The sequence below is a fragment of the Duganella sp. LjRoot269 genome, from assembly GCF_964254095.1.
GTDB classification, from domain to species: Bacteria; Pseudomonadota; Gammaproteobacteria; order Burkholderiales; family Burkholderiaceae_D; genus Rugamonas; species Rugamonas hordei.
The window spans coordinates 4,379,362-4,402,868 of record NZ_CAXUSL020000001.1 but is presented as its reverse complement, the minus strand read 5'-3'; the positions used below and the strand labels follow the sequence as shown (position 1 = coordinate 4,402,868).

At 64.0% G+C, this 23,507-nt stretch carries 20 protein-coding genes; 11 read left to right on the top strand and 9 right to left on the bottom strand.

The window, feature by feature from the left end; genetic code table 11:
* Window positions 1-41: 41 nt before the first annotated feature.
* From urtA to urtE, 5 genes are all read left to right on the top strand, one after another.
* On the top strand, window positions 42-1,241 hold the full coding sequence (gene urtA / locus ACSQ3S_RS19695) for an urea ABC transporter substrate-binding protein (RefSeq protein ID WP_353404588.1): 1,200 nt from the start codon (window positions 42-44) through the stop codon (window positions 1,239-1,241).
* A gap of 95 nt (window positions 1,242-1,336) precedes the next feature.
* Window positions 1,337-2,902 carry an urea ABC transporter permease subunit UrtB gene (gene urtB / locus ACSQ3S_RS19690; RefSeq protein ID WP_436145055.1) on the top strand — a complete coding sequence of 522 codons (1,566 nt, stop codon included), beginning with the start codon at window positions 1,337-1,339 and terminating at the stop codon, window positions 2,900-2,902.
* Complete coding sequence (gene urtC, locus ACSQ3S_RS19685; protein WP_413449322.1) at window positions 2,899-3,981, top strand: urea ABC transporter permease subunit UrtC; 1,083 nt, start codon at window positions 2,899-2,901, stop codon at window positions 3,979-3,981. The genes urtB and urtC overlap by 4 nt, the downstream gene beginning before the upstream one ends.
* Window positions 3,978-4,787 carry an urea ABC transporter ATP-binding protein UrtD gene (urtD, locus tag ACSQ3S_RS19680; RefSeq protein ID WP_176651111.1) on the top strand — a complete coding sequence of 270 codons (810 nt, stop codon included), beginning with the start codon at window positions 3,978-3,980 and terminating at the stop codon, window positions 4,785-4,787. Before urtC ends, urtD begins: the two co-directional genes overlap by 4 nt.
* Window positions 4,788-4,792: 5 nt before the next feature.
* The gene (urtE, locus tag ACSQ3S_RS19675; RefSeq protein ID WP_436143499.1) at window positions 4,793-5,491 is read left to right on the top strand and encodes an urea ABC transporter ATP-binding subunit UrtE; all 699 of its coding nucleotides are present in this window, start codon (window positions 4,793-4,795) and stop codon (window positions 5,489-5,491) included.
* Here urtE and ACSQ3S_RS19670 read toward each other — a convergent pair.
* The 9 genes from ACSQ3S_RS19670 to ACSQ3S_RS19630 form a co-directional block, all read right to left on the bottom strand.
* Window positions 5,488-6,294: a substrate-binding periplasmic protein gene (locus tag ACSQ3S_RS19670; RefSeq protein ID WP_436143498.1), complete on the bottom strand. Its 807-nt coding sequence runs from the start codon at window positions 6,292-6,294 to the stop codon at window positions 5,488-5,490. The genes urtE and ACSQ3S_RS19670 overlap by 4 nt on opposite strands.
* A 55-nt stretch (window positions 6,295-6,349) precedes the next feature.
* Window positions 6,350-7,633, bottom strand: a complete 1,284-nt coding sequence (locus ACSQ3S_RS19665) for a DUF445 domain-containing protein (protein WP_436143497.1) — start codon at window positions 7,631-7,633, stop codon at window positions 6,350-6,352.
* A 25-nt stretch (window positions 7,634-7,658) separates the two neighbouring features.
* Window positions 7,659-8,564 (bottom strand): response regulator, encoded by a 906-nt coding sequence (locus ACSQ3S_RS19660; protein ID WP_436143496.1) that lies wholly within the window; start codon window positions 8,562-8,564, stop codon window positions 7,659-7,661.
* Window positions 8,548-11,943, bottom strand: coding sequence for a hybrid sensor histidine kinase/response regulator (locus tag ACSQ3S_RS19655; RefSeq protein WP_436143495.1), 3,396 nt, complete (start codon window positions 11,941-11,943; stop codon window positions 8,548-8,550). Before ACSQ3S_RS19655 ends, ACSQ3S_RS19660 begins: the two co-directional genes overlap by 17 nt.
* A gap of 68 nt (window positions 11,944-12,011) precedes the next feature.
* The gene (locus tag ACSQ3S_RS19650) at window positions 12,012-12,683 is read right to left on the bottom strand and encodes a flagellar brake protein (RefSeq protein WP_176651104.1); all 672 of its coding nucleotides are present in this window, start codon (window positions 12,681-12,683) and stop codon (window positions 12,012-12,014) included.
* A gap of 227 nt (window positions 12,684-12,910) precedes the next feature.
* Complete coding sequence (locus tag ACSQ3S_RS19645; protein WP_008449305.1) at window positions 12,911-13,660, bottom strand: pseudouridine synthase; 750 nt, start codon at window positions 13,658-13,660, stop codon at window positions 12,911-12,913.
* Window positions 13,661-13,690: 30 nt separating this feature from the next.
* Window positions 13,691-16,273 carry a [protein-PII] uridylyltransferase gene (locus ACSQ3S_RS19640; protein WP_436143494.1) on the bottom strand — a complete coding sequence of 861 codons (2,583 nt, stop codon included), beginning with the start codon at window positions 16,271-16,273 and terminating at the stop codon, window positions 13,691-13,693.
* 6 nt (window positions 16,274-16,279) lie between these two features.
* Entirely contained in the window at window positions 16,280-17,116 is an 837-nt protein-coding gene (map, locus tag ACSQ3S_RS19635) for a type I methionyl aminopeptidase (RefSeq protein ID WP_353404521.1), read from the bottom strand.
* A 138-nt stretch (window positions 17,117-17,254) separates the two neighbouring features.
* On the bottom strand, window positions 17,255-18,118 hold the full coding sequence (locus ACSQ3S_RS19630) for an MHFG family PEP-CTERM protein (protein WP_436143493.1): 864 nt from the start codon (window positions 18,116-18,118) through the stop codon (window positions 17,255-17,257).
* A 396-nt stretch (window positions 18,119-18,514) separates the two neighbouring features.
* Between ACSQ3S_RS19630 and rpsB the strand changes: the two genes are divergently transcribed.
* The 6 genes from rpsB (at window position 18,515) to ACSQ3S_RS19600 (ending at window position 23,498) form a co-directional block, all read left to right on the top strand.
* A complete protein-coding gene (rpsB, locus tag ACSQ3S_RS19625) occupies window positions 18,515-19,267 on the top strand; it encodes a 30S ribosomal protein S2 (protein WP_176651293.1) in 753 nt (250 codons plus the stop codon).
* Window positions 19,268-19,383: 116 nt separating this feature from the next.
* A complete protein-coding gene (gene tsf / locus ACSQ3S_RS19620; RefSeq protein ID WP_176651101.1) occupies window positions 19,384-20,298 on the top strand; it encodes a translation elongation factor Ts in 915 nt (304 codons plus the stop codon).
* Between the two features lie 142 nt (window positions 20,299-20,440).
* Window positions 20,441-21,157: a UMP kinase gene (gene pyrH, locus ACSQ3S_RS19615; RefSeq protein WP_176651100.1), complete on the top strand. Its 717-nt coding sequence runs from the start codon at window positions 20,441-20,443 to the stop codon at window positions 21,155-21,157.
* A gap of 27 nt (window positions 21,158-21,184) precedes the next feature.
* Window positions 21,185-21,745 (top strand): ribosome recycling factor, encoded by a 561-nt coding sequence (gene frr, locus ACSQ3S_RS19610; protein ID WP_176651099.1) that lies wholly within the window; start codon window positions 21,185-21,187, stop codon window positions 21,743-21,745.
* 164 nt (window positions 21,746-21,909) lie between these two features.
* The gene (uppS, locus tag ACSQ3S_RS19605) at window positions 21,910-22,662 is read left to right on the top strand and encodes a polyprenyl diphosphate synthase (protein ID WP_176651098.1); all 753 of its coding nucleotides are present in this window, start codon (window positions 21,910-21,912) and stop codon (window positions 22,660-22,662) included.
* Entirely contained in the window at window positions 22,662-23,498 is an 837-nt protein-coding gene (locus ACSQ3S_RS19600; protein ID WP_436143492.1) for a phosphatidate cytidylyltransferase, read from the top strand. The genes uppS and ACSQ3S_RS19600 overlap by 1 nt, the downstream gene beginning before the upstream one ends.
* The last annotated feature ends 9 nt before the right edge of the window (window positions 23,499-23,507 follow it).

The following is a 23,507-nucleotide window of genomic DNA, read 5'->3' as shown; positions in this document are numbered from 1 at the left end:
ACTTCATCGGCACCTTGAGCCGCATCGCCGCAGCCGCCACCATGCTGGCCTCGGGCGTGAATGTTTACGCCGCCGACACCATCAAGGTCGGCATCCTGCACTCGCTGTCGGGCACGATGGCGATTTCCGAGACCTCGCTGAAAGACGTGGCCTTGATGACCATAGACGAAATCAACGCCAAGGGCGGCGTGATGGGCAAGAAACTGGAAGCGGTGGTGGTCGATCCGGCCTCCAACTGGCCGCTGTTCGCCGAGAAGGCGCGCGGCCTGATCGCGCAGGACAAGGTGTCCGTGGTGTTCGGCTGCTGGACCTCGGTGTCGCGCAAATCGGTGCTGCCGGTGTTCAAGGAGTTGAACAGCCTGCTGTTCTACCCGGTGCAGTACGAGGGTGAGGAACTGGAGAAGAACGTGTTCTACACCGGCGCGGCGCCCAACCAGCAGGCGATACCAGCGGTGGAGTACCTGATGAGCAAGGAGGGCGGCGGCGCCAAGCGCTTCGTGCTGCTGGGGACCGACTACGTCTATCCGCGCACCACCAACAAGATCCTGCGCGCCTACCTGAAGAGCAAGGGCGTGAAGGACAGCGACATCGACGAGGTCTACACGCCTTTCGGCCATTCGGACTACCAGACCATCGTCGCCAATATCAAGAAGTTCTCGGCCGGCGGCAAGACGGCGGTGATCTCGACCATCAACGGCGATTCCAACGTGCCGTTCTATAAGGAGCTGGGCAACGCCGGCCTGAAGGCGACCGACGTGCCGGTGGTGGCATTCTCGGTCGGCGAGGAAGAACTGCGCGGCGTGGACACCAAGCCGCTGCTGGGCCACCTCGCGGCATGGAACTACTTCGAGTCGGTGAAGAATCCGGTGAACACGGAGTTCATCAAGAAGTGGAAAGCCTACGCGGTCGCCAAGAAACTGCCGAACGCGAACACGGTCGTGACCAACGACCCGATGGAAGCGACCTACGTCGGCATCCACATGTGGGCGCAGGCGGTGGAAAAGGCCAAGTCGACCGACACCGACAAGGTGATCGCGGCGATGGCGGGGCAGACCTTCAAGGCGCCGTCGGGCTTCACGCTGACGATGGACCCGACCAACCACCACTTGCACAAGCCGGTGTTCATCGGCGAGATCCGTCCGGACGGCCAGTTCAGCGTCGTATGGAAGACGCCGGGCCCGGTGCGCGCCAATCCTTGGAGCCCGTACATTCCGGGTAACGAAGGCAAGCAGAAGCTGTAAGCGGCAGGGCCGGCGCAGCGCGGCAGCCGCATCCCGCGCCGCCTGCCGCCGGCCCGCATCACCTGAGGATAAGCATCTTGAAAAAACTCCTGCTCATGGCCTGCCTGTTGTTGTCCGGCGCCTTGTCCGGCGCGGCACACGCCACCATCGATCCCGCCCTGCTGGCGCCACTGGCGGGCGATGACCCGGACGCCCGCGTCGAAGCGATCGTCAAGATCGGCGCGCTCGCCAACGACGACGCCACGCGCCTGCTGACGGCGCTGAAGAACGACGCGCTCTACACCACAGCCGACGGCCGCATCTACATCGTCACCGACGACAAGGCCTACAATCCCGCCACCGGCACAAACGGTCCGCTGCCCGAGGGCCTGGACGGCCTGATGGTCAACAACCGCCTGCGCGGCGCCGCCGACGATGCGCTGTCCGCGCTGAAGCTGTTCTCGCCGGACCGCGCGTTGCGGCTGGCGGCGGCGACCGAGCTGCAAAAGAGCGTCACGCTGGTACAGGCTCCGCTGGTGGAGAAAGCCCTGGCCAAGGAGCAGGACGCCGACATCCGCCCCGTGCTGCAACTGGTCGTGGCCACCGCCAACCTGCAATCGCCGGACGGCATCCGCCGCAAGGCCGCCGTCGAGGCGCTGGCCGAGAGCAGCAACGCCAACCTGCGCCCGCTGCTGCAATCGATGCTGGCCGCCGAGCCGGACGAAGGCGTGCGCGTGGCCGTCGCCCACACCTTGCAGGCGCTCGACAGCCGTCTGGCGCGCACCGAATTTATCGGCAACGTCTTTTACGGCATCTCGCTGGCCAGCGTGCTGCTGCTGACGGCATTGGGCCTGGCGATCACCTTCGGCCTGATGGGCATCATCAACATGGCGCACGGCGAACTGCTGATGATAGGCGCCTACACCACCTATCTGTGCCAGCTCGGCTTCCGCAACTACTTCCCGTCGGCGCTGGATTGCTACCTGATCGCCGCATTGCCGGCCGCGTTCCTGGTCACGGCGGCCGTCGGCATCGCGCTGGAGCGCACCGTGATCCGCTGGCTGTACGGCCGTCCGCTGGAAACGCTGCTGGCCACCTGGGGCATCAGCCTGATACTGATGCAGGCGGTGCGCACCATCTTCGGCGCGCAGAACGTCGAGGTGGCCAATCCGTCGTGGATGTCCGGCGGCGTGACGGTGCTGGGATCGCTGGTGCTGGCGTATAACCGCATCGTCATCATCGTGTTCGCGCTGTTCGTGGTGGGCGGCGTCTGGCTGATCCTGAACAAGACCCGGCTCGGACTGTTCGTGCGCGCAGTGATGCAGAACCGCCGCATGGCCGGCTGCGTCGGCGTATCGACCGCGAAGATCGACATGATGACCTTCGGCCTCGGCTCCGGCATCGCGGGCTTGGGCGGCGTCGCCTTGTCGCAGCTGGGTAACGTCGGACCGGACCTGGGCCAGAGCTATATCGTCGATTCCTTCATGGTCGTGGTGCTGGGTGGCGTCGGCCAACTGGCCGGCACCATCATCGCCGCGCTGGGCCTGGGCGAAGCGAACAAATTCCTGGAACCGGTGGCGGGCGCGGTGCTGGCCAAGATCGCCATCCTGGTCTTCATCATCATGTTCATCCAGAAGCGGCCGCAGGGCCTGTTCGCCATGAAAGGCAGGAGCGCCGAATGACTCATCCATCCTTGTTTTCGCGCCGGGCGTGGAGCGGCATCGCCGCCTGCTGCGCGGTGCTGGCGGCGCTGCCGCTGCTCAATCTGGCCTTCCCGGACGGCCACGCGCTGCACGTGCCGAGCTACATGGTCAGCCTGGTCGGCAAATTCATGTGCTACGCGCTGGCCGCGCTGGCGCTCGACATGGTGTGGGGCTACGCCGGCATCCTGTCGCTGGGCCACGGCGTATTCTTCGCGCTGGGCGCCTATGCGCACGGCATGTACCTGATGCGCGCCATCGGCAGGGAGGGCGTGTACCAGAGCGACCTGCCGGACTTCATGGTCTTCCTCGACTGGAAAACCTATCCGTGGTTCTGGAGCGCGACCGACAGCTTCTGGTACAGCCTCGCGCTGGTGGTGCTGGTGCCGGGCGTGCTGGCCTTCGTGTTCGGTTTCTTCGCCTTCCGTTCCCGCATCAAGGGCGTGTACTTCTCGATCATCACGCAGGCGATGACGTATGCCTTCATGCTGCTGTTCTTCCGCAATAACACCGGCTTTGGCGGCAACAACGGCTTCACCGACTTCAAGCGGATACTGGGCTACTCGATCAGCGCGCCCGGCACCAAGGCCACGCTGTACCTGGTCACGCTGGCCGCGCTGGCCGGCTCGCTGCTGCTGTGCCGCTGGATCGTCCAGTCCAAGCTGGGCCGCGTGCTGCAGGCGGTGCGCGATTCGGAGTCGCGGCTGATGTTCATCGGCTATAACCCGCTGTGGTTCAAGCTGTTCGTGTGGACGCTGTCGGCGGTGCTGTGCGGGATCGCCGGCGCGCTGTACGTGCCGCAGGTGGGCATCATCAACCCGTCCGAGATGTCGCCGGCGAACTCGATCGAGATGGTGATCTGGGCGGCGGTCGGCGGGCGCGGCACGCTGCTGGGACCCATCATCGGCGCGTTCTCGGTCAACGGCTTGAAGAGCTGGTTCACCGGCGCCTTCCCCAACCTGTGGCTGTTCGCGCTGGGACTGATCTTCATCCTGGTGACGCGCTATCTGCCGCAAGGCATAGCGGGACTGGCGGCGCGGCTGCGCAAGGAGCAGGCATGAGCGCCAACGAACATCTGAACATATCGTCAGGCCGGGTTTCGGAGCCGGGACTGGACACCACGCACGGCGCCATCCTGTATCTGGAGGAGATCACCGTGTCGTTCGACGGCTTCCGCGCGCTGAATAAACTGAGCCTGGATATCTCGGTCGGCGAGCTGCGTTGCATCATCGGGCCGAACGGCGCCGGCAAGACGACGATGATGGACGTCATCACCGGCAAGACGCGGCCGACCTCCGGCACCGCGTTCTTCGGCCAGACCATGGATCTGAGCCGCATGACCGAGTACCAGATCGCGCACGCCGGCATCGGCCGCAAGTTCCAGCGTCCGACCATCTTCGAGCAGCACACGGTGTTCGAGAACCTGGAGCTGGCGATGAAGACCGACAAGCGCGTGCGGCCGACGCTGTTCGCGCGGCTGTCGTCCGAGCAGCGCGGCAAGATCGACGAGATCCTCAAGCTGATACGGCTGAACGGCAGCGAGCGGCGGCTGGCGGGGCTGCTGTCGCACGGCCAAAAGCAGTGGCTGGAGATCGGCATGCTGCTGATGCAGGAGCCGCAGCTGATCCTGCTGGACGAGCCGGTGGCCGGCATGTCGGACGCCGAGACGGCGCGCACGGCGGAGCTGCTGAATGAATTGCGCGGCAAGCACTCGATCATGGTGGTGGAGCACGACATGGCCTTCGTCACCGAGATCGCGCAGCAGGGCGTGGTGACGGTGCTGCACGAAGGCTCGGTGCTGGCGCAGGGCACGATGTCGCAAGTGCAGTCCGACGAGCGGGTGATTGAAGTCTATCTGGGGCGCTGAAAAATATGCTGCAAGTTGAAAAAATCAACCAGTACTACGGTTCCTCGCACACCTTGCGCGGCGTATCGCTGGAGCTGGAACGGGGCAAGTGCATGGCACTGCTGGGCCGCAACGGTGTCGGCAAGACCACCTTGCTCAAGTGCCTGATGGGCGTGCTGCCGGTATCGGCCGGCACGGTCAGACTGGAGGGATGCGACATCACGCGCATGGCGCCGCACCAGCGGGCGCGGTCCGGCATCGCCTATGTGCCGCAGGGTCGGGAGATCTTCGCCCGGCTGACGGTGGAGGAAAATCTGTTGATGGGGCTTGCCACCCACAGCGGCAAGAAAGCGTCCACCATCAAGGGCGAGGTGTACGAACTGTTCCCTGTGCTGAAGGATATGCTGCACCGGCGCGGCGGCGACCTGTCCGGCGGCCAGCAGCAGCAACTGGCGATCGCCCGCGCGCTGCTGGCCGAACCCAAGCTGATCATCCTCGACGAGCCGACCGAGGGTATCCAGCCGTCGATCATCAAGGACATCGGCAACGTGATCCGGCTGCTGCGCCAGCGCGGCGACATGGCGATACTGCTGTGCGAACAGTACTTCGATTTCGCCCACGAGCTGGCGGACCAGTTCATGGTGCTGTCGCGCGGCGAGGTGGTGGCCTCCGGCGCCCAGGCCGCGATGAACGACCCTGACGTCAAGCGCCACCTGGCGGTCTAGTGAGTCTTGAAGAAGCCGCGGGCGATGTTGTCGATTTCGCCGGTGCGCTTCATCTGGTAGATGATGGTGTCGAACTGCCTGACGAAGTCTGACTTGTACGTGAACTTACCGTTGTCGCGGTCCGTGAAGCCGAGGAAGCCTTGCTCCACCGCGATGACGGTCGCTTCGGCCAGTTCGGCGTGGGCGCCGCCTTCGTCGTATTTGCCTTCGGCCTTGAGCTGGTTGAGCGTCCACTGGATCGAGACGCGGTCGTTGATGTAGCAATCGATGCGTTTCATGCCCAGCTTGAGAATGTTGGTGGCGCTGTCCTTGCCTTCCTCCACGCGCAGGCTGCCGGCGCGTACCGCCTTCTCGAAGGCCTCGCCGCCGACGATGAAGCCGGCGTTGTTGCCTATCGTGAGGCCGTAAAAATCCTCCGGCCAGCGCTTGCGCGGCTTAGCCGCCAGCACATCCTTGCGGCAGACGGCGGCCACGCGCTCCTCGTACAGCGGCAGCGAGTATGGCCAGGTCCACGGTTCGTCCTTGGTGTTCAGGTAGGGCGGATACAGCGCGAAGCCGGCGCCCGACCGGATCAGCGCCATGCCGCGCTTCCAGGGCACGGCCTGCACGTCGATCTTGTAGCCGCGCATGCGGGCGAAGGCGGCGCGGACGATCTCGTAATACAGGCCGGCGGGCTTGCCGTCTTTTTCGTAGGAGTAGGGCGGATAGCCGGCGTCGGCGTAGATCGTCACCGGAATATCGGCGGCCCGCGCGGACGCGGCGCATATAGCGAGGAATACGAAGGTAAGACGGAATTTGGTCACGCCGACGGCCCGTATCGTTAATCGGATGTCAAACGGTTCAATCCTAACATGAGAGTCAGTAGTGCAGCCAGGCGCCGGCCATCCCCATCACCTGCGAGCTCGCATACAACAACAGCCCGATCAAGCCTCCCACCAGCGTTCCGTTGACGCGGATGAACTGCAGGTCCTTGCCGATGTTGAGTTCAATCTGGCGTGACATGTCCTTTTCGTCCCAGGCTTTGACGGTGTCGCTGATATGGCGCGTCAGGAAGCGCGAGAAGGCCGGCGCCAGTGTCTGGGCCATGGAGGCCAGGTGCTGGTTGAGCGAGGCGCGCATCTCGGGGTGGCTTAGCAGCTCCTCGCTGAGCCACTGGCTGGCTTTGACGATGCCGTCGTTGAGTTTGGAGTGCTCGGTTTCGATGTCGTTCTTTACCCACGTCCGCACGCCGATCCACAAATCCTTGATGTAGGTGTTGAAGACGTCGCCGTCGCGCAGGTAGCGCTTGAGGTCCTCGCCCTTGGCGATGAAGGCGGGATCGGACTGGAGGCGGACCACGAAGTGCCGCACCATGTCGTCGAAGCGGACGCGCAGCTTGTGCCCCTTGTCCGCCGCGACGTTTTCCATGATGTTGTTCAAGGTGTTGGCGATCATGACGGCGCCGTTTTCGCTGAGCCAGGAGGTCGGCAGCACCAGTTCCATGGCGGCGTGTTCGCGCTTGAGCCAGGCCGCGATCAGGCCGGCGATCAGCTCGCGGCTGGACGGCTTGTTCATCATCGCGATCAGCGCCGCGATGCCGTCGTCGAGCAGTTCCTGGTGGCGGCCGTCCTTCGTCAGTCCATCGAGCAGGCCGCCCAGCGCCTGCGACAGCTCCAGCTTGTCGACGGCCGCGTCGAGGGCGTCGCGCAGCAGCTTCTGGATGCTGGCGTCGTCCGCCATCGACAGCATTTCCGGCACCAGCTTGATCAGGTACGAGGACAGGAAGCGGCGGTTCTCCGGCCGTTCCAGCCATTGCGCGACATTGGTGGCGGGATCGTTTTTCAGTATGACCTCGGCCAGCGCCTCGGGCTTGAGGAACTTGTCCTCGACGAAGCCGGCAAGGTTGTCGGCGATTTTGTTCTTGTTATTGGGGATGATGCTGGTATGGCGCGAGATGAACGGGATGGGCACCTTGCGGAACAGCGCCACCACCGCGAACCAGTCGGCCAGCGCGCCGACCATCGCCGCCTCGGACACGGCGCGCACGCCATCGACCCAGAAGCCGCGCGGCAGCAGGGACGTGATGATGAAGACGGCCGTCGCCGCCGCCAGCAGCGCCAGCGCCAGCCGCTTGGATTGCCGTAGTTCGTGTTCTTTGGTCATCCATCAAGTGTAAGCCAAATCGCAATCAGGCGAGTTTCGTCAGCGCGACGGAGGCTGCTGAGGTGCGGGTTTCCACGCCCAGTTTGACGAACACGTGTTCCAGATGCTTGTTGACCGTGCGCGGGCTGGTGCCGAGGATGTCGCCGATGTCGCGGTTGGTCTTGCCCTTGATGACCCAGTTCAGTACCTCCGATTCGCGCTGCGTCAGCTTGAAGGACGCCATCAGCTTTTCGATTTGCGCGGCGTCCGATTCCTCGCGCAGCACGATCATCCACTGCGCGTTTTCGCTGAACTCCGCCGCCGAGAAGATCAGCCGCCGCGCGCCGCGTATCAGCGCCAGCGGCGGGTGCGACTGGCCCTGGCTGTGCGCGGCCTGCGTCGCTTCCAGCCACGGGGCCAGCTCGCCGTCGACCGCGTAGCCCTGCATCAGCGTGCGTGCCAGCGGGGTTTGCCAGACAATCTTGCCGTCGCGCGGCGTCATCGCGATGACGGCGTTGCCAAAGGCGTCCAGCGCGCTGCGGGCCTGGTCCATCAGCTGCGCCGTCTGCATGTGGGCGGCGATCCGCGCCAGCACCTCGCTGGTGCGCAGCGGCTTGGTGACGTAGTCGTTGCCGCCGGCGGCAAACGCCGCCACCACGTGTTCGGCTTCGGTCAGACCCGTCATGAAGACCACCGGGATCTGCTTCGTCGCCAGGCTGGCCTTGAGCCGGCGGCAGGTTTCGAAGCCGTCCATGCCGGGCATGATGGCGTCCAGCAGGATGATGTCCGGTTGCGCCTCGGCGGCGCGCTGCAGGGCCGCTTCGCCGTTGTTGGCGACGAGGACCGTGAAGCCTGATTCGTCCAGCGCGTCGTGCAGCACGGCCAGGTTTTCCGGAACGTCGTCCACCACCAGGACGATATTGCCGCGCGCGGGTTCAATGTTGAAGTTCATCGCTCTTGTTCCTCAGGACGAAATCGGCCATCGCATCCAGCTGGAAGCGAGCCGCGAAATTGCGCATGGTTTGCGTGAAGTGCAGGTAGCGCGCGTCGAGCGCGCTGATTTCATCGAGCTTGTTCTGGATGCCGCGCACGTAGCCGATGCGTATCAGTTCATTCAGCGCTTCCAGGTGCGCGGCCGGCGGAAACACCAGCTGCGCCAGTTCCGGCGCGGCGGCCGCCACCTCGATGCCGATGCCCGGCTGCGTGATCCATTCCAGCGTCAGCCGCCGGCCTATCCAGTCCAGCAGCTCGGCCACGTTGACCGGTTTGACGATGAAGTCCGCCGCCGTGATGCCGGCCGCGTTCTCCATGCCCTTGTCGAAGGCGTTGGCCGAGACGATGGCGATCGGCACCGTGGACAGCTGTCGGCGGCGCAGGATGTAGCTCGCTTCCCAGCCGTCCATGGCCGGCATCGCGAGGTCCATCAGGATCAGGTCCGGCTGGAACGACGCGTGCAGGTCCAGGCATTCGAGACCCGACTCGGCCAGCGCCACGTCGAAGCCCAGTGGCGCCAGTATGTTGAGCAGCATCTCGCGGTCGACCCGCTCGTTGTCCACCACCAGGATGCGGCGGCGCGGGCCGCGATAGCCGGTGCGCTGGCGCTCGGGCTGCTCCAGCTCCTTCAGCTCCCTGCCGGAGACGTGCACGCTGGGCAGGAACAAACGGATGTGGAATACGCTGCCTTGTTCGGGCATGCTGCGGATATTCAGTTCGCCGCCCATCAGCTGCGTCAGCATCTTGGAGATCGGCAGTCCGAGGCCGGTGCCGCTGGCGTTGGCGTGCGCGCTGGCGCTGCCGCGCGAGAACGGCTCGAAGATGTGGTCGATCTCCTCCTGCAGGATGCCTGGTCCGGTGTCCTCGATCTCGAACGAGGCCATCTCGCGCGCGTACTGCAGCCGCAGCACGATGCCGCCGCTGCTGGTGAACTTGACGGCGTTGCCGAGGATGTTGATGAGGATTTGCCCCAGCCGCTTGCGGTCGGCGCGCACGATGCGCGGCAGCGCGCCGGTCAGCTCGTAGCGGAAGCTCAGCCCCTTGTTGGCCGCCTGCAGTTCGAACATGCGCACGATCTGGCCGATGAAGTCGGGGAAGTTCAGCTCCTTCATGTCGAAGTTGAACTTGCCGCCTTCGATGCGGGCGATGTCCAGCGTGCCCTCGATCAGCGACAGCAGGTGCTCGCCGCTGCTGCGGATCACGCGGATCGCCTGCTGGCGGTGCTCGGGGATGGACGGATCGTTGTCCAGCAGTTGCGCGTAGCCCAGTATCGAATTGAGCGGCGTGCGGATCTCGTGGCTGATGCCGGCGATGTAGCGGCTCTTGGCCTGGTTGGCCTGGTCGGCGGTCTTCTTGGCCTGCTGCAGCTGGGCGTCGGTCTGGCCGTGCAGTTCGATCTCGCGCGTCAGCAGGCCGGTCTGGCGGTTCGATTCCTCCTGCGCCACGCGGCGGCTTTCGCTGGTCAGCACCAGCCACCAGGCGACGATGCCGCTGGTGAGCAGCAGCGCCGCGAAGATCTTGAAGAACACCAGTTGCAGCTGCGGCAGCAGCGCCGCGTCGCCGGCCGGCAGCACCGATTGCTCATGGTAGTAGATCAGGCCGAGCAGCGCGCCGAGGAACAGCACGGTGACTATCATCAGCAGCAGGTAATGTCCCAGCCCGCTGCTCAGGTAGCGCGCCAGCGACTGCGGCAGCATCGCGCGCATCGCGTCCTGCCATTGCGCCGACACCTTGGCGTGCGGCTTGCAGACGTCGTTGCAGCGCGCGTCGAGGCAGCAGCACAGCGAGCAGATCGACCCCTGGTAGGCCGGGCAGTGCGCCATGTCCTCCGACTCGTATTCCTTTTCGCAGATCACGCAGGTCTTGCTGTGCACGTGTTCCTGCTTGCGGGCGATGTAGTACTTGCCTTTGGTCGCCACGGCGATCAGCGGCGAGGCCACCAGCGCCGTCAGCAGCGCGATGAAGGCGGAGAAGGCCTGCGCCTGCTGGCCGAACAAGCCCATGAAGGCCGCCACCGACAAGGCCGACGCCAGCAGCATGGCGCCGACGCCGACCGGATTGATGTCGTACAAATACGCGCGACGGAATTCGATGCCCTTGGGGCTCAGGCCCAGCGGCTTGTTGATGACCAGGTCGGCCACCACGGCCGTGATCCACGAGATGGCGATGTTCGAATACAGGCCCAGCACCTGGTCCAGCGCCTGAAACACGTCCAGCTCCATCAGCAGCACGGCGATCAGCGCGTTGAACACGGCCCACACCACGCGGCCCGGATGGCTGTGCGTCAGCCGCGCGAAGAAGTTCGACCACGCCAGCGAGCCGGCATAGGCGTTGGTCATGTTGATCTTCACCTGCGAGATGACCACCAGCAGCGCCGTCGCCAGCAGCGCGACCTGCGGCGAGGCGAACACCTGGCCGAAGCCGGCCAGGTACATCTGCGTCGGGTTGACGGCCTGCTCCAGCGGCACGGCGCTGCTGATCGCCAGGAAGGCCAGCAGCGCGCCGCCCAGCATCTTGGCGATGCCGAGCAGGATCCAGCCCGGCCCCGCGACCAGCACGCCCAGGTGCCAGCGCAGGCGGTTGGCGGCGGTCTTCTCCGGCATGAAGCGCAGGAAGTCGACCTGCTCGCCGATCTGCGTGATGAGCGCCACGCCGACCGCCGTGGCGGCGCCGAACATCAGCACGTTGAAGTGGCCGTTCTGGCCGGAGCGGCCGGCGTAGGCCAGCAGCTGCGCCGGCAGTTCCGGCTGCTTCTGCAGGATGGCGATGAAGGGCAGGGCCATCAGCACCAGCCACACCGGCTGCGTCAGCATCTGGATGCGGCTGATCAGGGTGACGCCGTGGGTCACCAGCGGAATGACCACCAGCGCGCTGGCCATGTAGCCGAGGTAGAGCGGCAGGTGGAAGTACAGCTCCAGCGCATAGGCCATGATGGCCGCCTCCAGCGCGAACAGGATGAAGGTGAACGAGGCGTAGACGAACGACGATATCGTCGAGCCGATGTAGCCGAAGCCGGCACCGCGCGTCAGCAGGTCCATGTCGACGCCGTACTTGGCGGCGTAGTAGCTGATCGGCAGGCCGGTCAGGAAGATGATCAGGCCGACCGCCATGATGGCCCACAGCGCGTTGATGAAGCCGTAGTTGACGGTGATGGTGCCGCCTATCGCTTCCAGCACCAGGAACGAGATCGCGCCGAACGCGGTGTTCGAGACGCGGAACACCGACCATTTGCGGAACGCGCGCGGCGTGTAGCGCAGCGCGTAGTCCTCGATGGTTTCGTTGGCCACCCAGGTGTTGTAGTCGCGCCGGATCTTGACGATGCGCTGTGTTGTAGTCATGCCGGGCCCATAAAAAAAAGCAGCTGTGTAAGCTGCTTTTTAAGCAATTTATGTGCCGGACCAGGGGGCTAGCGCTGTTTGCTGGTGCTGAGCTTGTCCAGCAGGCGCGCCAGTTCTTCCTGCATCACCGGCGACAGGTTGATGAACTGGCAGCCGATCTGCACCTGCTCGCCCAGCAGGAAGGAGCGGAAGGTGCGCGACAGCCGCACTTCCAGGTCGGCGATCATCACCGAATCGGGGCCCAGCTCGAGCCGCACGCGCTGCAGCTTGCGGCCCACGTACAGGCCCTGGCAATCGCGCGGCGGGGCCCGCATGCCGACGCCACCGGCCGAGAAGTCGTACAGCTGCAGCTCGTAGGGCTTGCCGTTCAACACGAACGAGGCCATGTAGTAGATGCCCAGCGGCGTTTCCAGCCGCGTCGACGAGCGGCGGTTCAGCACCAGGCACTTGGTCGGGAAGTCCAGCGGGATCAAGGTCGGTTCGTCCGGCTGCGACGCCCAGTCCGGCGACGTCAGCTTGAACTGCACCTTGGCCGAGCGCAGCCAGGCGACGAAGGTGGCCTCGCCGGGCGGGATGACCTCGCCCTCGTTGAGCTCCAGCACGAAATAGGGATTTTCCGGGTCGACCGACTTGATGCGCGCCATCACCACATTGGTGGAGCTGGCGGGATAAATGGAGATCGGATCGCCGTTGTCGGAGAGCAGGGTCAATGAATCACCGATATCATGCTCGTCGGTCATGTCATGTGGCTTCGAACCCGCCGGTATTGGTTCCACAGCATCTTTTAGGCTGGGAGGGCCGCGGCGAAATTCATTTGGTATGGGATCGTTCACGACGGCATATCTCTTTGATAATGACTTCTACAATGCGAGGTCGATCTACACAGTTTACAATTTATTCGCGCTCTTGGCTTGCTAATTGGCAAGAATATTTCAGTAAATGTGCATTCTTTTCCACGATGTCCAGGTCAGAACTGCTCTTCCGGGCGCAAATAGCGCCACTGGCCGACCGGCAGGTCGCCCAGCTTGACTTTGCCGATGCGAACCCGTTTCAAGCCGACAACTTTCAGGCCCACCATGTCGCACATGCGGCGGATCTGGCGTTTCTTGCCTTCGCGCAAGGTGAAGCTGAGCTGGTCGTCGTTTTGCCAGCGCACCTTGGCCGGCAGCAGCGGCTTGCCGTCCATCCACAGGCCATGGTTGAGCTTTTTGAGGTCGCTGTCGGGCAGCTTGCCCGGCTTGGTGTACTCGACGCGCACCAGGTATTCCTTGTCGACGTCGGTGGTTTCGCCGATCAGGTGCTTGGCCACGCGGCCGTCCTGGGTCAGCACCAGCAGGCCGACCGAATCGATGTCCAGGCGGCCGGCCGGCACCAGCGAGCGCAGCTGCGTCGGGTGGAAGATTTCCGGCGACGGATCGTCCGGCCAGCGGTTTTCCGGCTTGACCAGCACCACGGCCGGCTGGTAGCCGTCCTCGGCCTGGCCGCTGACGTAGCCCATGGGCTTGTTGATCAGCACCGTCACCCGCTTGGACTGCTCGGCGGCGGCCTGGCGCTCGACGGTGACGCGCTGGCTCGGATAGATCTTGGTGCCGAGTTCGGAGACGACCTGGCCGTCCACCCGTACCCAGCCGCGCGCTATCCACTCGTCAGCCTCGCGGCGCGAGCACAGGCCCAGTTCGGACATGCGTTTGGACAGGCGTAATAATTCTTCTGACATGATGCGTTTTCTATAGAGAGTGAAGCCAGTTTATACCTTGATCGCGTCCAGCAGGTCGGTTTCAAGCTGGATCTGGCTGCGGGCGTTGCTCAGCGTGGCGCCGTCGATCAGGAACACGTCCTCGACGCGCTCGCCCAGGGTCATGATCTTGGCCGTGTGCAGGTTGATCTTGTACTTGGTCAGCACGTTGGCGATCGAGTACAGCAGGCCGGTGCGGTCGTTGGCGGCCACCGACAGCAGGTAGTACTGGCCGCGCTCGTCCGGCCGCAGGTCCACCGTCGGCTGGATGGGGAAGGTGCGCGACAGCCGCGACAGCCGGCCCTTGCCCGGCGCCGGCAGCGGCTCGGGCGTGGTCAGCACGCCGCACAGCTCGTGCTCGATCAGGCTGATGATGTCGCGGTAGCTCTTGGCGAAGTTCTGCTCGGTGACCAGGAAGGTGTCGAGCGCGTAGCCGTGGCGCGTGGTGTGGATCTTGGCGTCGAGGATGCTGAAGTTCTTGCGGTCGAAATAGCTGCAGATGCGCGCGAACAGGTCCGGCTGGTCCTTGATGTAGACGGCCACCTGCAGGCCTTCGCCGATCGGCGCCAGCCGGCATTTGACCACCGGCCTGTCGCTGGTGAAGCGGTCGTACAGCGCGCGCGTCTGCCAGGCGATGTCGGAGGCGTCGTGGCGCAGGAAGTAGGCGACGTCGAGCTGCTTCCAGAACGCTTCGTGCGCGTCCGGCGGCAGACCGTACAGGCGCAGGGTCGCCAGCGCTTCCTGCTGGCGGTTCTTCAGTTCGTGGTCGGCGCTGTGCGGCTCGCCGCCCAGCACGCGCAGCGTGATGCGGTACAAGTCCTCGAGCAGCTTGGCCTTCCACGCGTTCCACACCTTCGGGCTGGTGCCGCGGATGTCGGCCACCGTCAGCAGGTACAGCGCGGTCAGGTGGCGCTCGTCCTTGACCACCCTGGCGAAGGAGGCGATGACGTCGGGATCGGACAGGTCCTGCTTTTGCGCCACCTGCGACATGGTCAGGTGGTTCTCGACCAGGAACACCGCCAGTTCCGTGTCCTCGTCGCTGAGGCCGTGGTCGCGGCAGAACTGCTCGGTGTCGGCCATGCCCAGCTTCGAGTGGTCGCCGCCGCGGCCCTTGGCGATGTCGTGGAACAGCGCGCCCAGGTACAGCAGCCACGGTTGCGGGAAGTTGGCCATCAGCTGGCTGCAGAACGGGTATTCGTGCGCGTGCTCGGCCATCGAGAAGCGGCGCATGTTGCGCACCACCATCAGGATGTGCTGGTCCACCGTGTAGACGTGGAACAGGTCGTGCTGCATCTGGCCGACGATCTTGCGGAAGTTGGGCAGGTAGCGGCCCAGGATGGACATGTCGTTCATGCGCCGCAGCGCGTGGATGATGCCCACCGGCGCCTGCATGATGCGCAGGAACAGCGCGCGGTTGACCGGATCGGCGCGGAAGGCGGCGTCGATCTTGAAGCGCTCGTGCCACAGCGCGCGCGTGGTGCGCGAACTCATGCCCTTGAGCGACGGCCGCTCGGTCATCAGCACGAAGATCTCCAGCATCGCCGACGGCGTCTTCTCGAACGTGTCGTCGGCGCTGATGTCGATCAGGCCGTTGACGTCGTTGAAGCGCTCGTTGATGCGCACCGCCTCGCCGGATTTGGGGAATAGCCGCTCCTCGATGTTCTGCAGCAGGATGGTGTTCAGTTGCGTGACCGTCTTGGCGGCCCAGTAGTAGCGCTGCATCAGGTATTCGCTGGCGCGGCGCATGTGCACGCCGCTGCCGGTGGCGGTCAGGCCCAGCGATTCGGCGATGGCCGTCTGCACGTCGAACACCAGCCGGTCTTCGCGCCGGCCCGCGTGCAGGTGCAGGCGCACGCGGATGTCCTTGAAGGCGCGCTCCTTTTCCATCAGCTGCTTCGCCTCGGTCTGCGTGATCAGGCCGGACGTGGCCAAGGTGCGCCAGGAATTGGCCAGGCCGGCGGCCTTGACCATCCACAGGATCACCTGCAGGTCGCGCAGGCCGCCCGGGCTTTCCTTGCAGTTCGGCTCCAGGCTGAAGGCGGTGTCCTCGTATTTGGCGTGGCGCTGGCGCATCTCCAGCACCTTGGCGTGGTAGAAGGCGCGCGGGTCCATCGCCGCCGTGTAGCGCGCCTGCAGCTGCGCGAACAGCGGCTCGTCGCCGCAGATGATGCGCGCTTCGAGCAGGCTGGTTTGCACCGTGATGTCGGCCGCCGACTCGGTCAGGCACTCGTCCACCGTGCGGATGCTGTGGCCGATCTCCAGGCCCAGGTCCCACAGCAGCTGCACCAGTTCTTCCAGCTTTTCGGTGGTGGCGGCGTCGGGCGGCTGTTCCAGCAGGATCAGCAGGTCGACGTCGGAGTAGGGGAACAGCTCGCCGCGGCCGTAGCCGCCGACGCCGATCAGGGCGGTGTTGGCCGGCAGCCGGGCTTCATGCCAGGCCGTGGTCAGCACCGCGTCGACGCTCTGGCGCAGGCTGCGCAGCAGCTTTTCCGGCATGCCGTCGGCCTGGAAGCCGGCGATGACGACCTGGCGGTCGGCTTTCAGCTGGCGCTTGAGTTGCTCGCGCAGTTCCTTCTTCATCGCGGCGGTCGACATCCGGGCTTACGCCGCGACCGGCGCGGCGTTGGCCGGCGCCGCGCCGGTGATGAACGCCGGCGGCGGCGGGCTGCCGGCCGACAGGGTCAGCACTTCGTAGCCGGTCTCGGTGACCAGGATGGTGTGTTCCCACTGCGCCGACAGGCTGCGGTCCTTGGTCTTGATGGTCCAGCCGTCGCCCATTTCGCGGATTTCGCGCTTGCCGGCGTTGATCATCGGCTCGATGGTGAAGATCATGCCCGGCTTGAGCTCGTCCAGGGTGCCCGGACGGCCGTAGTGCAGCACCTGCGGCTCTTCGTGGAAGATCTTGCCGATGCCGTGGCCGCAGAACTCGCGCACCACGCTGTAGCCGGCTTTTTCCGCGTGCTGCTGGATCACGTGGCCGATGTCGCCCAGGTGCGCGCCCGGCTTGACCTTGGCGATGCCCAGCCACATGCACTCGTAGGTGATGTCGGACAGGCGCTTGGCCATGATCGACGGTTCGCCGATGAAGAACATGCGGCTGTTGTCGCCGTGGTAGCCGTCCTTGATGACGGTGATGTCGAGGTTGACCACGTCGCCGTTCTTGAGCACCTTGTCGCCCGGGATGCCGTGGCAGATGACGTCGTTGACCGAGGTGCAGATGGCTTTCGGGTAGGGCGTGTAGCCCGGCGGGCAGTAGTTCAGCGGCGCCGGGATGGTGCCCTGGACATTGACCATGTATTCGTGGCAAAGGCGATCCAGCTCACCGGTGGTCACGCCGGGCTTGACGAAGGGCGTGATGTAGTCGAGCACTTCGGAGCCCAGGCGGCCGGCCACGCGCATGCCTTCGATATCTTCAGCGGATTTAATGGAGATGGACATAGTGGATCGCAATCAGCAAGGTAAACGGTAAAAACGCAGGCGGCGAGCGGACAGGGTCGGCTCGCGGCGTGCAGTAGGTTGAAATTATAAACGACAGCCGCCTCTTCGCGTGCGGAGATGCACGGTGGGCGGAGCAGCTCAGTCCGGCTGGGAGCCGCCTTGCTTGCGCCGGGCGCGGCGGGCGGCGAAGCCGACCAGGCCGAGGCCGGCCAGCAGCATGGCCCAGGTGTCCGCTTCCGGCACTGGCGCCGGGGTGAGAAAATCGGTGTTCTCGTCCTCGTCGAAGGAGGCAAACGGCGAATGGCGGCCGTAGAGACCGGACAGGCGGCCATGCGCGTCGATCTGGAATTCATCCTCGTCGAGGTTGAATTCCTCCACGCCCTGGCCGGCGGCCTGGCGCGCCAGCTTGTCGGCTGCGTCCCGGGCGGCGTCGATGTGCTTGTCGCGTTCGGCGTCGCTTTCATCGGCGGGCATGTCGTGCGGCTCGGCGTCGGCAAGGCCCAGATCCTTGCTATTGAGCCGGTCGCCCAGGTTGCGCGGGGCGTGGCCGGTCGGCGCCGCACGCGGTCGTTCGCCGCCGCTCTTTGCCAGCGCCGCCGTCGGCAGGCGCGAGATTCGGCTGACGTTGCCGCAAATCTTGGGCACCAGGATGCAGTGCTGGTCGACGCAATAGACGGCGGCCGGTTCCTGGTGGTTTTCCGTCCACTTGCTGCGGGTGACGGTGGCGCACACGGAGGCGGCGCCGAAGTGCATGTCGCGGATCGCCGGGTCGTACTGGTTCTTGCCGCTGATGCCGTCGCGGGTGATGGTGACCATGTCGTCCGGCTGCTGCTCCTCGATGCGGCGGCGCAGCGTGCTGCGCACGGCGGCCGGAATATCGGTATAGCGGTCGATGGCGTCGCCGCTGCGGCCCTTGTAGGGATTGACACCGGGGTGGTCCCAGGAGCAACTAGGCTGGGCAGCTGAGGCTGCGGCAAGCGTCACGGCAAGCAGGATGGACATGGCGGAGGTCTTTCAGTAATGGAGCACTACTTCTGGATTAATAGTTATTGTCATGCATTAATGTTTTCCGGATGATATTACATTTTAGGCATGGGTGGCGTATCCGGATCGTATTTTTATTTGATTCGGCGCAATTTGGTGCGCAGGCGTTGCGGCGGGCCCATTTCGCACCACGATGTGGCGGGATGCTCGCCAGGGTGGTGCAAGGGCGTGGCCGGTGCGTGCGACGCTTGCCTAAGTGGCTGTTTTCAGGGTAGAATCTCGGGTTGCTTGAATTCGGTTTTGAGCAATGTTGCAAAAATCCCGTGGAAATCCACATTAATAAACGCGAATCCGGTCGACAAGGGTGCCTATATGGTGACTGATCGGATTCCAGACCCAACCCTGGAGTTTAATATGTCCGTAACTATGCGCGAAATGCTGGAAGCCGGTGTCCACTTCGGTCACCAAACCCGTTTCTGGAATCCAAAGATGGCTCCGTTCATCTTCGGCCACCGCAACAAGATCCATATCATCAACTTGGAAAAGACGATGGGTATGTATCAGGAAGCGATGAAGCACGTGAAGCAGGTCGCTTCGAACCGCGGCACCATCCTGATGGTCGGCACCAAGCGTCAAGCGCGCGAAATCATCGCTGCCGAAGCGGCACGCGCAGGCGTTCCTTTCGTTGACCAGCGTTGGCTGGGCGGCATGCTGACCAACTTCAAAACCATCAAGACCTCGATCAAGCGCCTGAAGGACATGGAAGCCCAGATCGAAGACGGTTCGGTAGAGAAGCTGTCGAAAAAAGAAGCGCTGATGTTCCAACGCGAAATGATCAAGCTGCAGAAATCGATCGGCGGCATCAAGGACATGGGCGGCGTTCCTGACGCAATCTTCGTCGTTGACGTTGGCTACCATAAAGGCGCGATCACCGAAGCCGCTAAACTGGGCATTCCAGTCATCGGCGTGGTCGACACCAACCACTCGCCAGAAGGCGTTCAGTTCGTCATTCCAGGCAACGATGACTCGTCGAAAGCCATCACTCTGTACGCCCGCGGCGTGGCAGATGCCATCCTGGAAGGCCGTGCTGCCGCAGGTAACGAAGTCGTTGAAATGGTGAAAGCCGCTGCCGGCGACGAATTCGTCGAAGTTTCCGAACAGGCTTAATCGTTCGCAGCAAGCAGTAGGAAAAAAGGGGTGGCCAACAGCTCCCCCTTTTTTTTAACGTAAATGGTTAGAGCGCCGCTCACCATCCCCCCGAACACCGAATACAGGAGAATCACATGGCAGCAATTACTGCAGCAATGGTAGGCGAACTGCGCGCGAAGACTGACGCGCCGATGATGGAATGCAAAAAAGCACTGACCGAAGCCGAAGGCGACATGGGTCGTGCGGAAGAGATCCTGCGCGTCAAGCTGGGCGGCAAGGCATCGAAAGCTTCGGCACGCATCACCGCCGAAGGCGTGGTCGCCACCTACATCGCCAACGGCGTGGGCGCGCTGATCGAAGTGAACTCGGAAACCGACTTCGTCGCCAAGAACGACGACTTCCTGAACCTGGCCAACACCGCCGCCAAGCTGGTCGCCGAAAACAACCCGGCCGACGTCGCAGCCCTGCTGGCACTGCCAGCCGGCAACGGCCAGACCCTGGACGAAGTGCGTTCCGCACTGATCGGTAAAATCGGCGAAAACATGTCGATCCGCCGCTTCCAGCGTTTCGAAACCACCGCCAAGCTGGCTTCGTACCTGCACGGCACCCGCATCGGCGTGATGGTCGAATTCGACGGCGCCGACGAGCAAGTGGGCAAGGACGTGGCCATGCACATCGCCGCGATGAAGCCGGTGTCGCTGTCGGCCGACCAGGTTCCTGCCGAACTGATCGAAAAAGAGCGTTCGGTTGCCAAGCTGAAAGCTGACGAAGATGCCGCCGCCGCCGTGGCCGCCGGCAAGCCAGTGCAGCCTGCCGACATCGTCGCCAAGCGCCTGGAAGGCTCGGTACAGAAGTACCTGAAGGAAGTGTCGCTGCTGAACCAGGCTTTCGTGAAAAACGACAAGCAATCGATCGAGCAGATGCTGAAAGAAAAATCGACCACCGTCAAAGCCTTCACCATGTACGTGGTAGGCGAGGGCATCGAGAAGAAAGTCGACGATTTCGCCGCCGAAGTAGCCGCACAGATGGCTGCTTCCCAAGGAGCGTAATTCAGAAAACGGGCCGAGAGGCCCGTTTTTTTAGCCCGACCCAAGCAATCTTGGCTGTAACACCAGTTGTCCCCGGCGCCAGGCAAGGTATCATGGGCGCCGGCAGCCTTACCGAATCAACCCAACTTAGGAGCCCCGTCTCATGTCAAAACCAGCCTACAAGCGCGTCCTCCTCAAATTGTCCGGCGAAGCCCTGATGGGCGATGATCCTTACGGCATCAACCGCGGCACGATCGAACGGATGGTCGCCGATGTGGCCGAGGTCGCGAAACTGGGCGTGGAACTGGCGATCGTCATCGGCGGCGGCAACATCTTCCGCGGCGTCGCCCCCGGCGCCCAGGGCATGGACCGCGCCACCGCCGACTACATGGGCATGCTGGCCACCGTCATGAACGCGCTGGCGCTGGCCGACGCGATGCGCCATGTCGGCATCACCGCGCGCGTGATGTCGGCCATCGGCATCGAGCAGGTGGTGGAGCCGTATGTGCGCCCGAAAGCGCTGCAGTACCTGGAAGAAGGCAAGGTCGTCGTGTTCGCGGCCGGCACCGGCAACCCGTTCTTCACCACCGACACCGCGGCGGCGCTGCGCGGCTCGGAAGTGAGCGCGGAAATCGTCCTGAAAGCAACCAAGGTCGACGGCGTCTACACCGCCGACCCGAAGAAGGACCCGAACGCCACGCTGTACAGCTCGATCACCTTCGACGAAGCCATCGCCAAGCATCTGCAAGTCATGGACGCCACCGCCTTCGCGCTGTGCCGCGACCAGAAGCTGCCGATCAAAGTGTTTTCCATCACCAAGCCCGGTGCGCTGATGCGCGTCATCATGGGCGAGGATGAGGGTACACTGGTTCACGTTTAAATAATATTCCGATACAGGAGAGCAGCAATGTCCGTAGCTGACGTTAAAAAGAATGCGCAAGAGCGCATGATCAAATCGCTGGAAACCTTGCGCGCCGATCTGGCCAAGGTCCGCACCGGCCGCGCCCACACCGGCATCCTGGACCACGTGCAGGTCGAGTACTACGGTTCGCCGACCGCGCTGACGCAGGTGGCCAACGTGACCCTGATCGACGCCCGCACCATCGGTGTGCAGCCGTTCGAGAAGAAGATGGCGGCCACCATTGAAAAGGCGATCCGCGACGCCGACTTGGGCCTGAACCCGTCGTCGCAGGGCGACATGATACGCGTGCCGACCCCGCCGCTGACCGAAGAGCGCCGCAAGGAAATGGTCAAGCTGGTCAAGAGCGAAGCGGAAGACGCGAAAATCGCCGTCCGCAACATCCGCCGCGATGCCAATGAAGGCATGAAAAAGCTGGTCAAGGACAAGGCGATCTCGGAAGACGACGAACGCCGCGGCACCGACGAGGTGCAGAAGCTGACCGACAAGTTCATCGTCGACATCGACAAGATGGTTGCGGAGAAAGAAAAAGAAGTTCTGACGGTTTAAATACCAAGGGGCGCCAGCATGGTTTCCCCACCCCGGGGTCAGTTCCGGCAATCTGCCACGCGTGGCAGATTGCCGGAACTGACCCCGCGGGTGGTACGCTATGCTGGCGTCTTGTCTTTTTGCGTCACACCTGCAATACTTAACACTTTGGCACCAAAGTTTTCATGAAATATACGAGTTCGACTACCGAGGTCCCGGAAGCCCCTAACGTGCCGCGCCACGTTGCCATCATCATGGACGGCAACGGCCGCTGGGCGACCAAGCGCTTCCTGCCGCGCGTCGCCGGCCACGTCAAGGGCGTGGAGGCGGTGCGCACCGTGGTCGAGGCCTGCGCCCGCCGCGGTGTCGAATACCTGACCGTGTTCGCCTTCAGTTCGGAAAACTGGCGCCGCCCGGAAGAGGAAGTGTCGCTGCTGATGCGCCTGTTCGTGACCGCGCTGGACCGCGAAGTGTCCAAGCTGCACGCCAACAATATCCGCCTCAAGGTCGTCGGCGACCTGACCCGTTTCGACGACAAGCTGCAAGGCATGATCGCCTCGGCCGAGCGCAAGACCGCCAACAACACCCGCATGACCGTCACCGTCTGCGCCAACTATGGCGGCCGCTGGGACATCATGCAGGCGGTGGCCAAGATGGTCGCCGCCCACCCCGGCGCGACCGACTTCAGCGAGGAGCAGCTGGCGCCGCACCTGGCGATGGCCTACGCGCCCGAGCCCGACCTGTTCATCCGCACCGGCGGCGAGCAGCGCATCTCCAATTTCCTGCTGTGGCAGCTGGCCTACACGGAACTGTTCTTCACCGAGACCTACTGGCCCGATTTCTCGATCGAGTGCCTTGACGAGGCGATCGCCTCCTACCAGCACCGCGAACGCCGCTTCGGCCGCACCGGCGCGCAACTGGCTGAAAAGACAAGCTGATGCTGAAAACTAGGATTATTACCGCTGTGATCTTGCTGGCGGTGCTGCTGCCGGTCCTGTTCTTCAACTATTTCCCAGCGTTTGCCGTCGTCGTCACCCTGTTCGTCGGCGCCGCGATGTGGGAGGGCGCCCGCCTGTTCGGCCTGTCCGCCATGGCCGCGCGCGTGTTCGGCGTGGTCTGCGCCGGCCTGTTCGTGCTGCTGATGTACTCGGCCAAGCCGGGCGCCGTCAATTCGCTGTACGGCGTGGCCTGCCTGCTGTGGCTGATCCGCTACGTGCCGTCGCTGGGCCTGGGCCTGCCGCCGCTCAAGGGCGGCGGCAACTGGTCCATGGGCGTCACCTTCAGCTTCGCCGTGTTCGCCTGCTTCTTCGCCATCGTCGGCCTCTACCTGCATTCGCCGCTGTACCTGCTGTCGGTGATGGTGCTGGTGTGGATCGCCGACATCGGCGCCTATTTCTCCGGCAAGGCCTTCGGCAAGCGCAAGCTGGCGCCGTCTATCTCGCCGGGCAAGTCGTGGGAGGGCGCCATCGGCGGCGGCATCGCCGTGCTGGCGCTGTCGGCGCTGGGCATAGTCCTGGCCGCCTCTTTCCCGTGGCTGCGGGACACCTTCGCCTACCAGCTGCAGCAGCGCTTCGGCTGGCCGCTGGCCCTGCTGGCGCTGCTGCTGATCGTCGCCGCGTCCGTCGTCGGCGACCTGTTCGAATCCCAGCTCAAGCGCCGCGCCGGCCTCAAGGACAGCAGCAACCTGCTGCCCGGCCATGGCGGCGTGCTTGACCGTATTGACGCCTTGATCCCGGTCCTGCCCCTGGCCGCGCTGATCGGCTCCTGGTTCTGAAAGAATAAA

Bases quoted from the DNA above. Each gene is read 5' to 3' on its own strand.
- urtA (WP_353404588.1), top strand. From the start codon at position 42: ATGCTGGCCTCGGGCGTGAATGTTTACGCCGCCGACACCATCAAGGTC.
- urtB (WP_436145055.1), top strand. From the start codon at position 1,337: ATGGCCTGCCTGTTGTTGTCCGGCGCCTTGTCCGGCGCGGCACACGCC.
- urtC (WP_413449322.1), top strand. From the start codon at position 2,899: ATGACTCATCCATCCTTGTTTTCGCGCCGGGCGTGGAGCGGCATCGCC.
- urtD (WP_176651111.1), top strand. From the start codon at position 3,978: ATGAGCGCCAACGAACATCTGAACATATCGTCAGGCCGGGTTTCGGAG.
- urtE (WP_436143499.1), top strand. From the start codon at position 4,793: ATGCTGCAAGTTGAAAAAATCAACCAGTACTACGGTTCCTCGCACACC.
- ACSQ3S_RS19665 (WP_436143497.1), bottom strand. From the start codon at position 7,633: ATGACCAAAGAACACGAACTACGGCAATCCAAGCGGCTGGCGCTGGCG.
- ACSQ3S_RS19660 (WP_436143496.1), bottom strand. From the start codon at position 8,564: ATGAACTTCAACATTGAACCCGCGCGCGGCAATATCGTCCTGGTGGTG.
- ACSQ3S_RS19655 (WP_436143495.1), bottom strand. From the start codon at position 11,943: ATGACTACAACACAGCGCATCGTCAAGATCCGGCGCGACTACAACACC.
- ACSQ3S_RS19650 (WP_176651104.1), bottom strand. From the start codon at position 12,683: ATGACCGACGAGCATGATATCGGTGATTCATTGACCCTGCTCTCCGAC.
- ACSQ3S_RS19645 (WP_008449305.1), bottom strand. From the start codon at position 13,660: ATGTCAGAAGAATTATTACGCCTGTCCAAACGCATGTCCGAACTGGGC.
- ACSQ3S_RS19640 (WP_436143494.1), bottom strand. From the start codon at position 16,273: ATGTCGACCGCCGCGATGAAGAAGGAACTGCGCGAGCAACTCAAGCGC.
- map (WP_353404521.1), bottom strand. From the start codon at position 17,116: ATGTCCATCTCCATTAAATCCGCTGAAGATATCGAAGGCATGCGCGTG.
- ACSQ3S_RS19630 (WP_436143493.1), bottom strand. From the start codon at position 18,118: ATGTCCATCCTGCTTGCCGTGACGCTTGCCGCAGCCTCAGCTGCCCAG.
- rpsB (WP_176651293.1), top strand. From the start codon at position 18,515: ATGTCCGTAACTATGCGCGAAATGCTGGAAGCCGGTGTCCACTTCGGT.
- tsf (WP_176651101.1), top strand. From the start codon at position 19,384: ATGGCAGCAATTACTGCAGCAATGGTAGGCGAACTGCGCGCGAAGACT.
- pyrH (WP_176651100.1), top strand. From the start codon at position 20,441: ATGTCAAAACCAGCCTACAAGCGCGTCCTCCTCAAATTGTCCGGCGAA.
- frr (WP_176651099.1), top strand. From the start codon at position 21,185: ATGTCCGTAGCTGACGTTAAAAAGAATGCGCAAGAGCGCATGATCAAA.
- uppS (WP_176651098.1), top strand. From the start codon at position 21,910: ATGAAATATACGAGTTCGACTACCGAGGTCCCGGAAGCCCCTAACGTG.
- ACSQ3S_RS19600 (WP_436143492.1), top strand. From the start codon at position 22,662: ATGCTGAAAACTAGGATTATTACCGCTGTGATCTTGCTGGCGGTGCTG.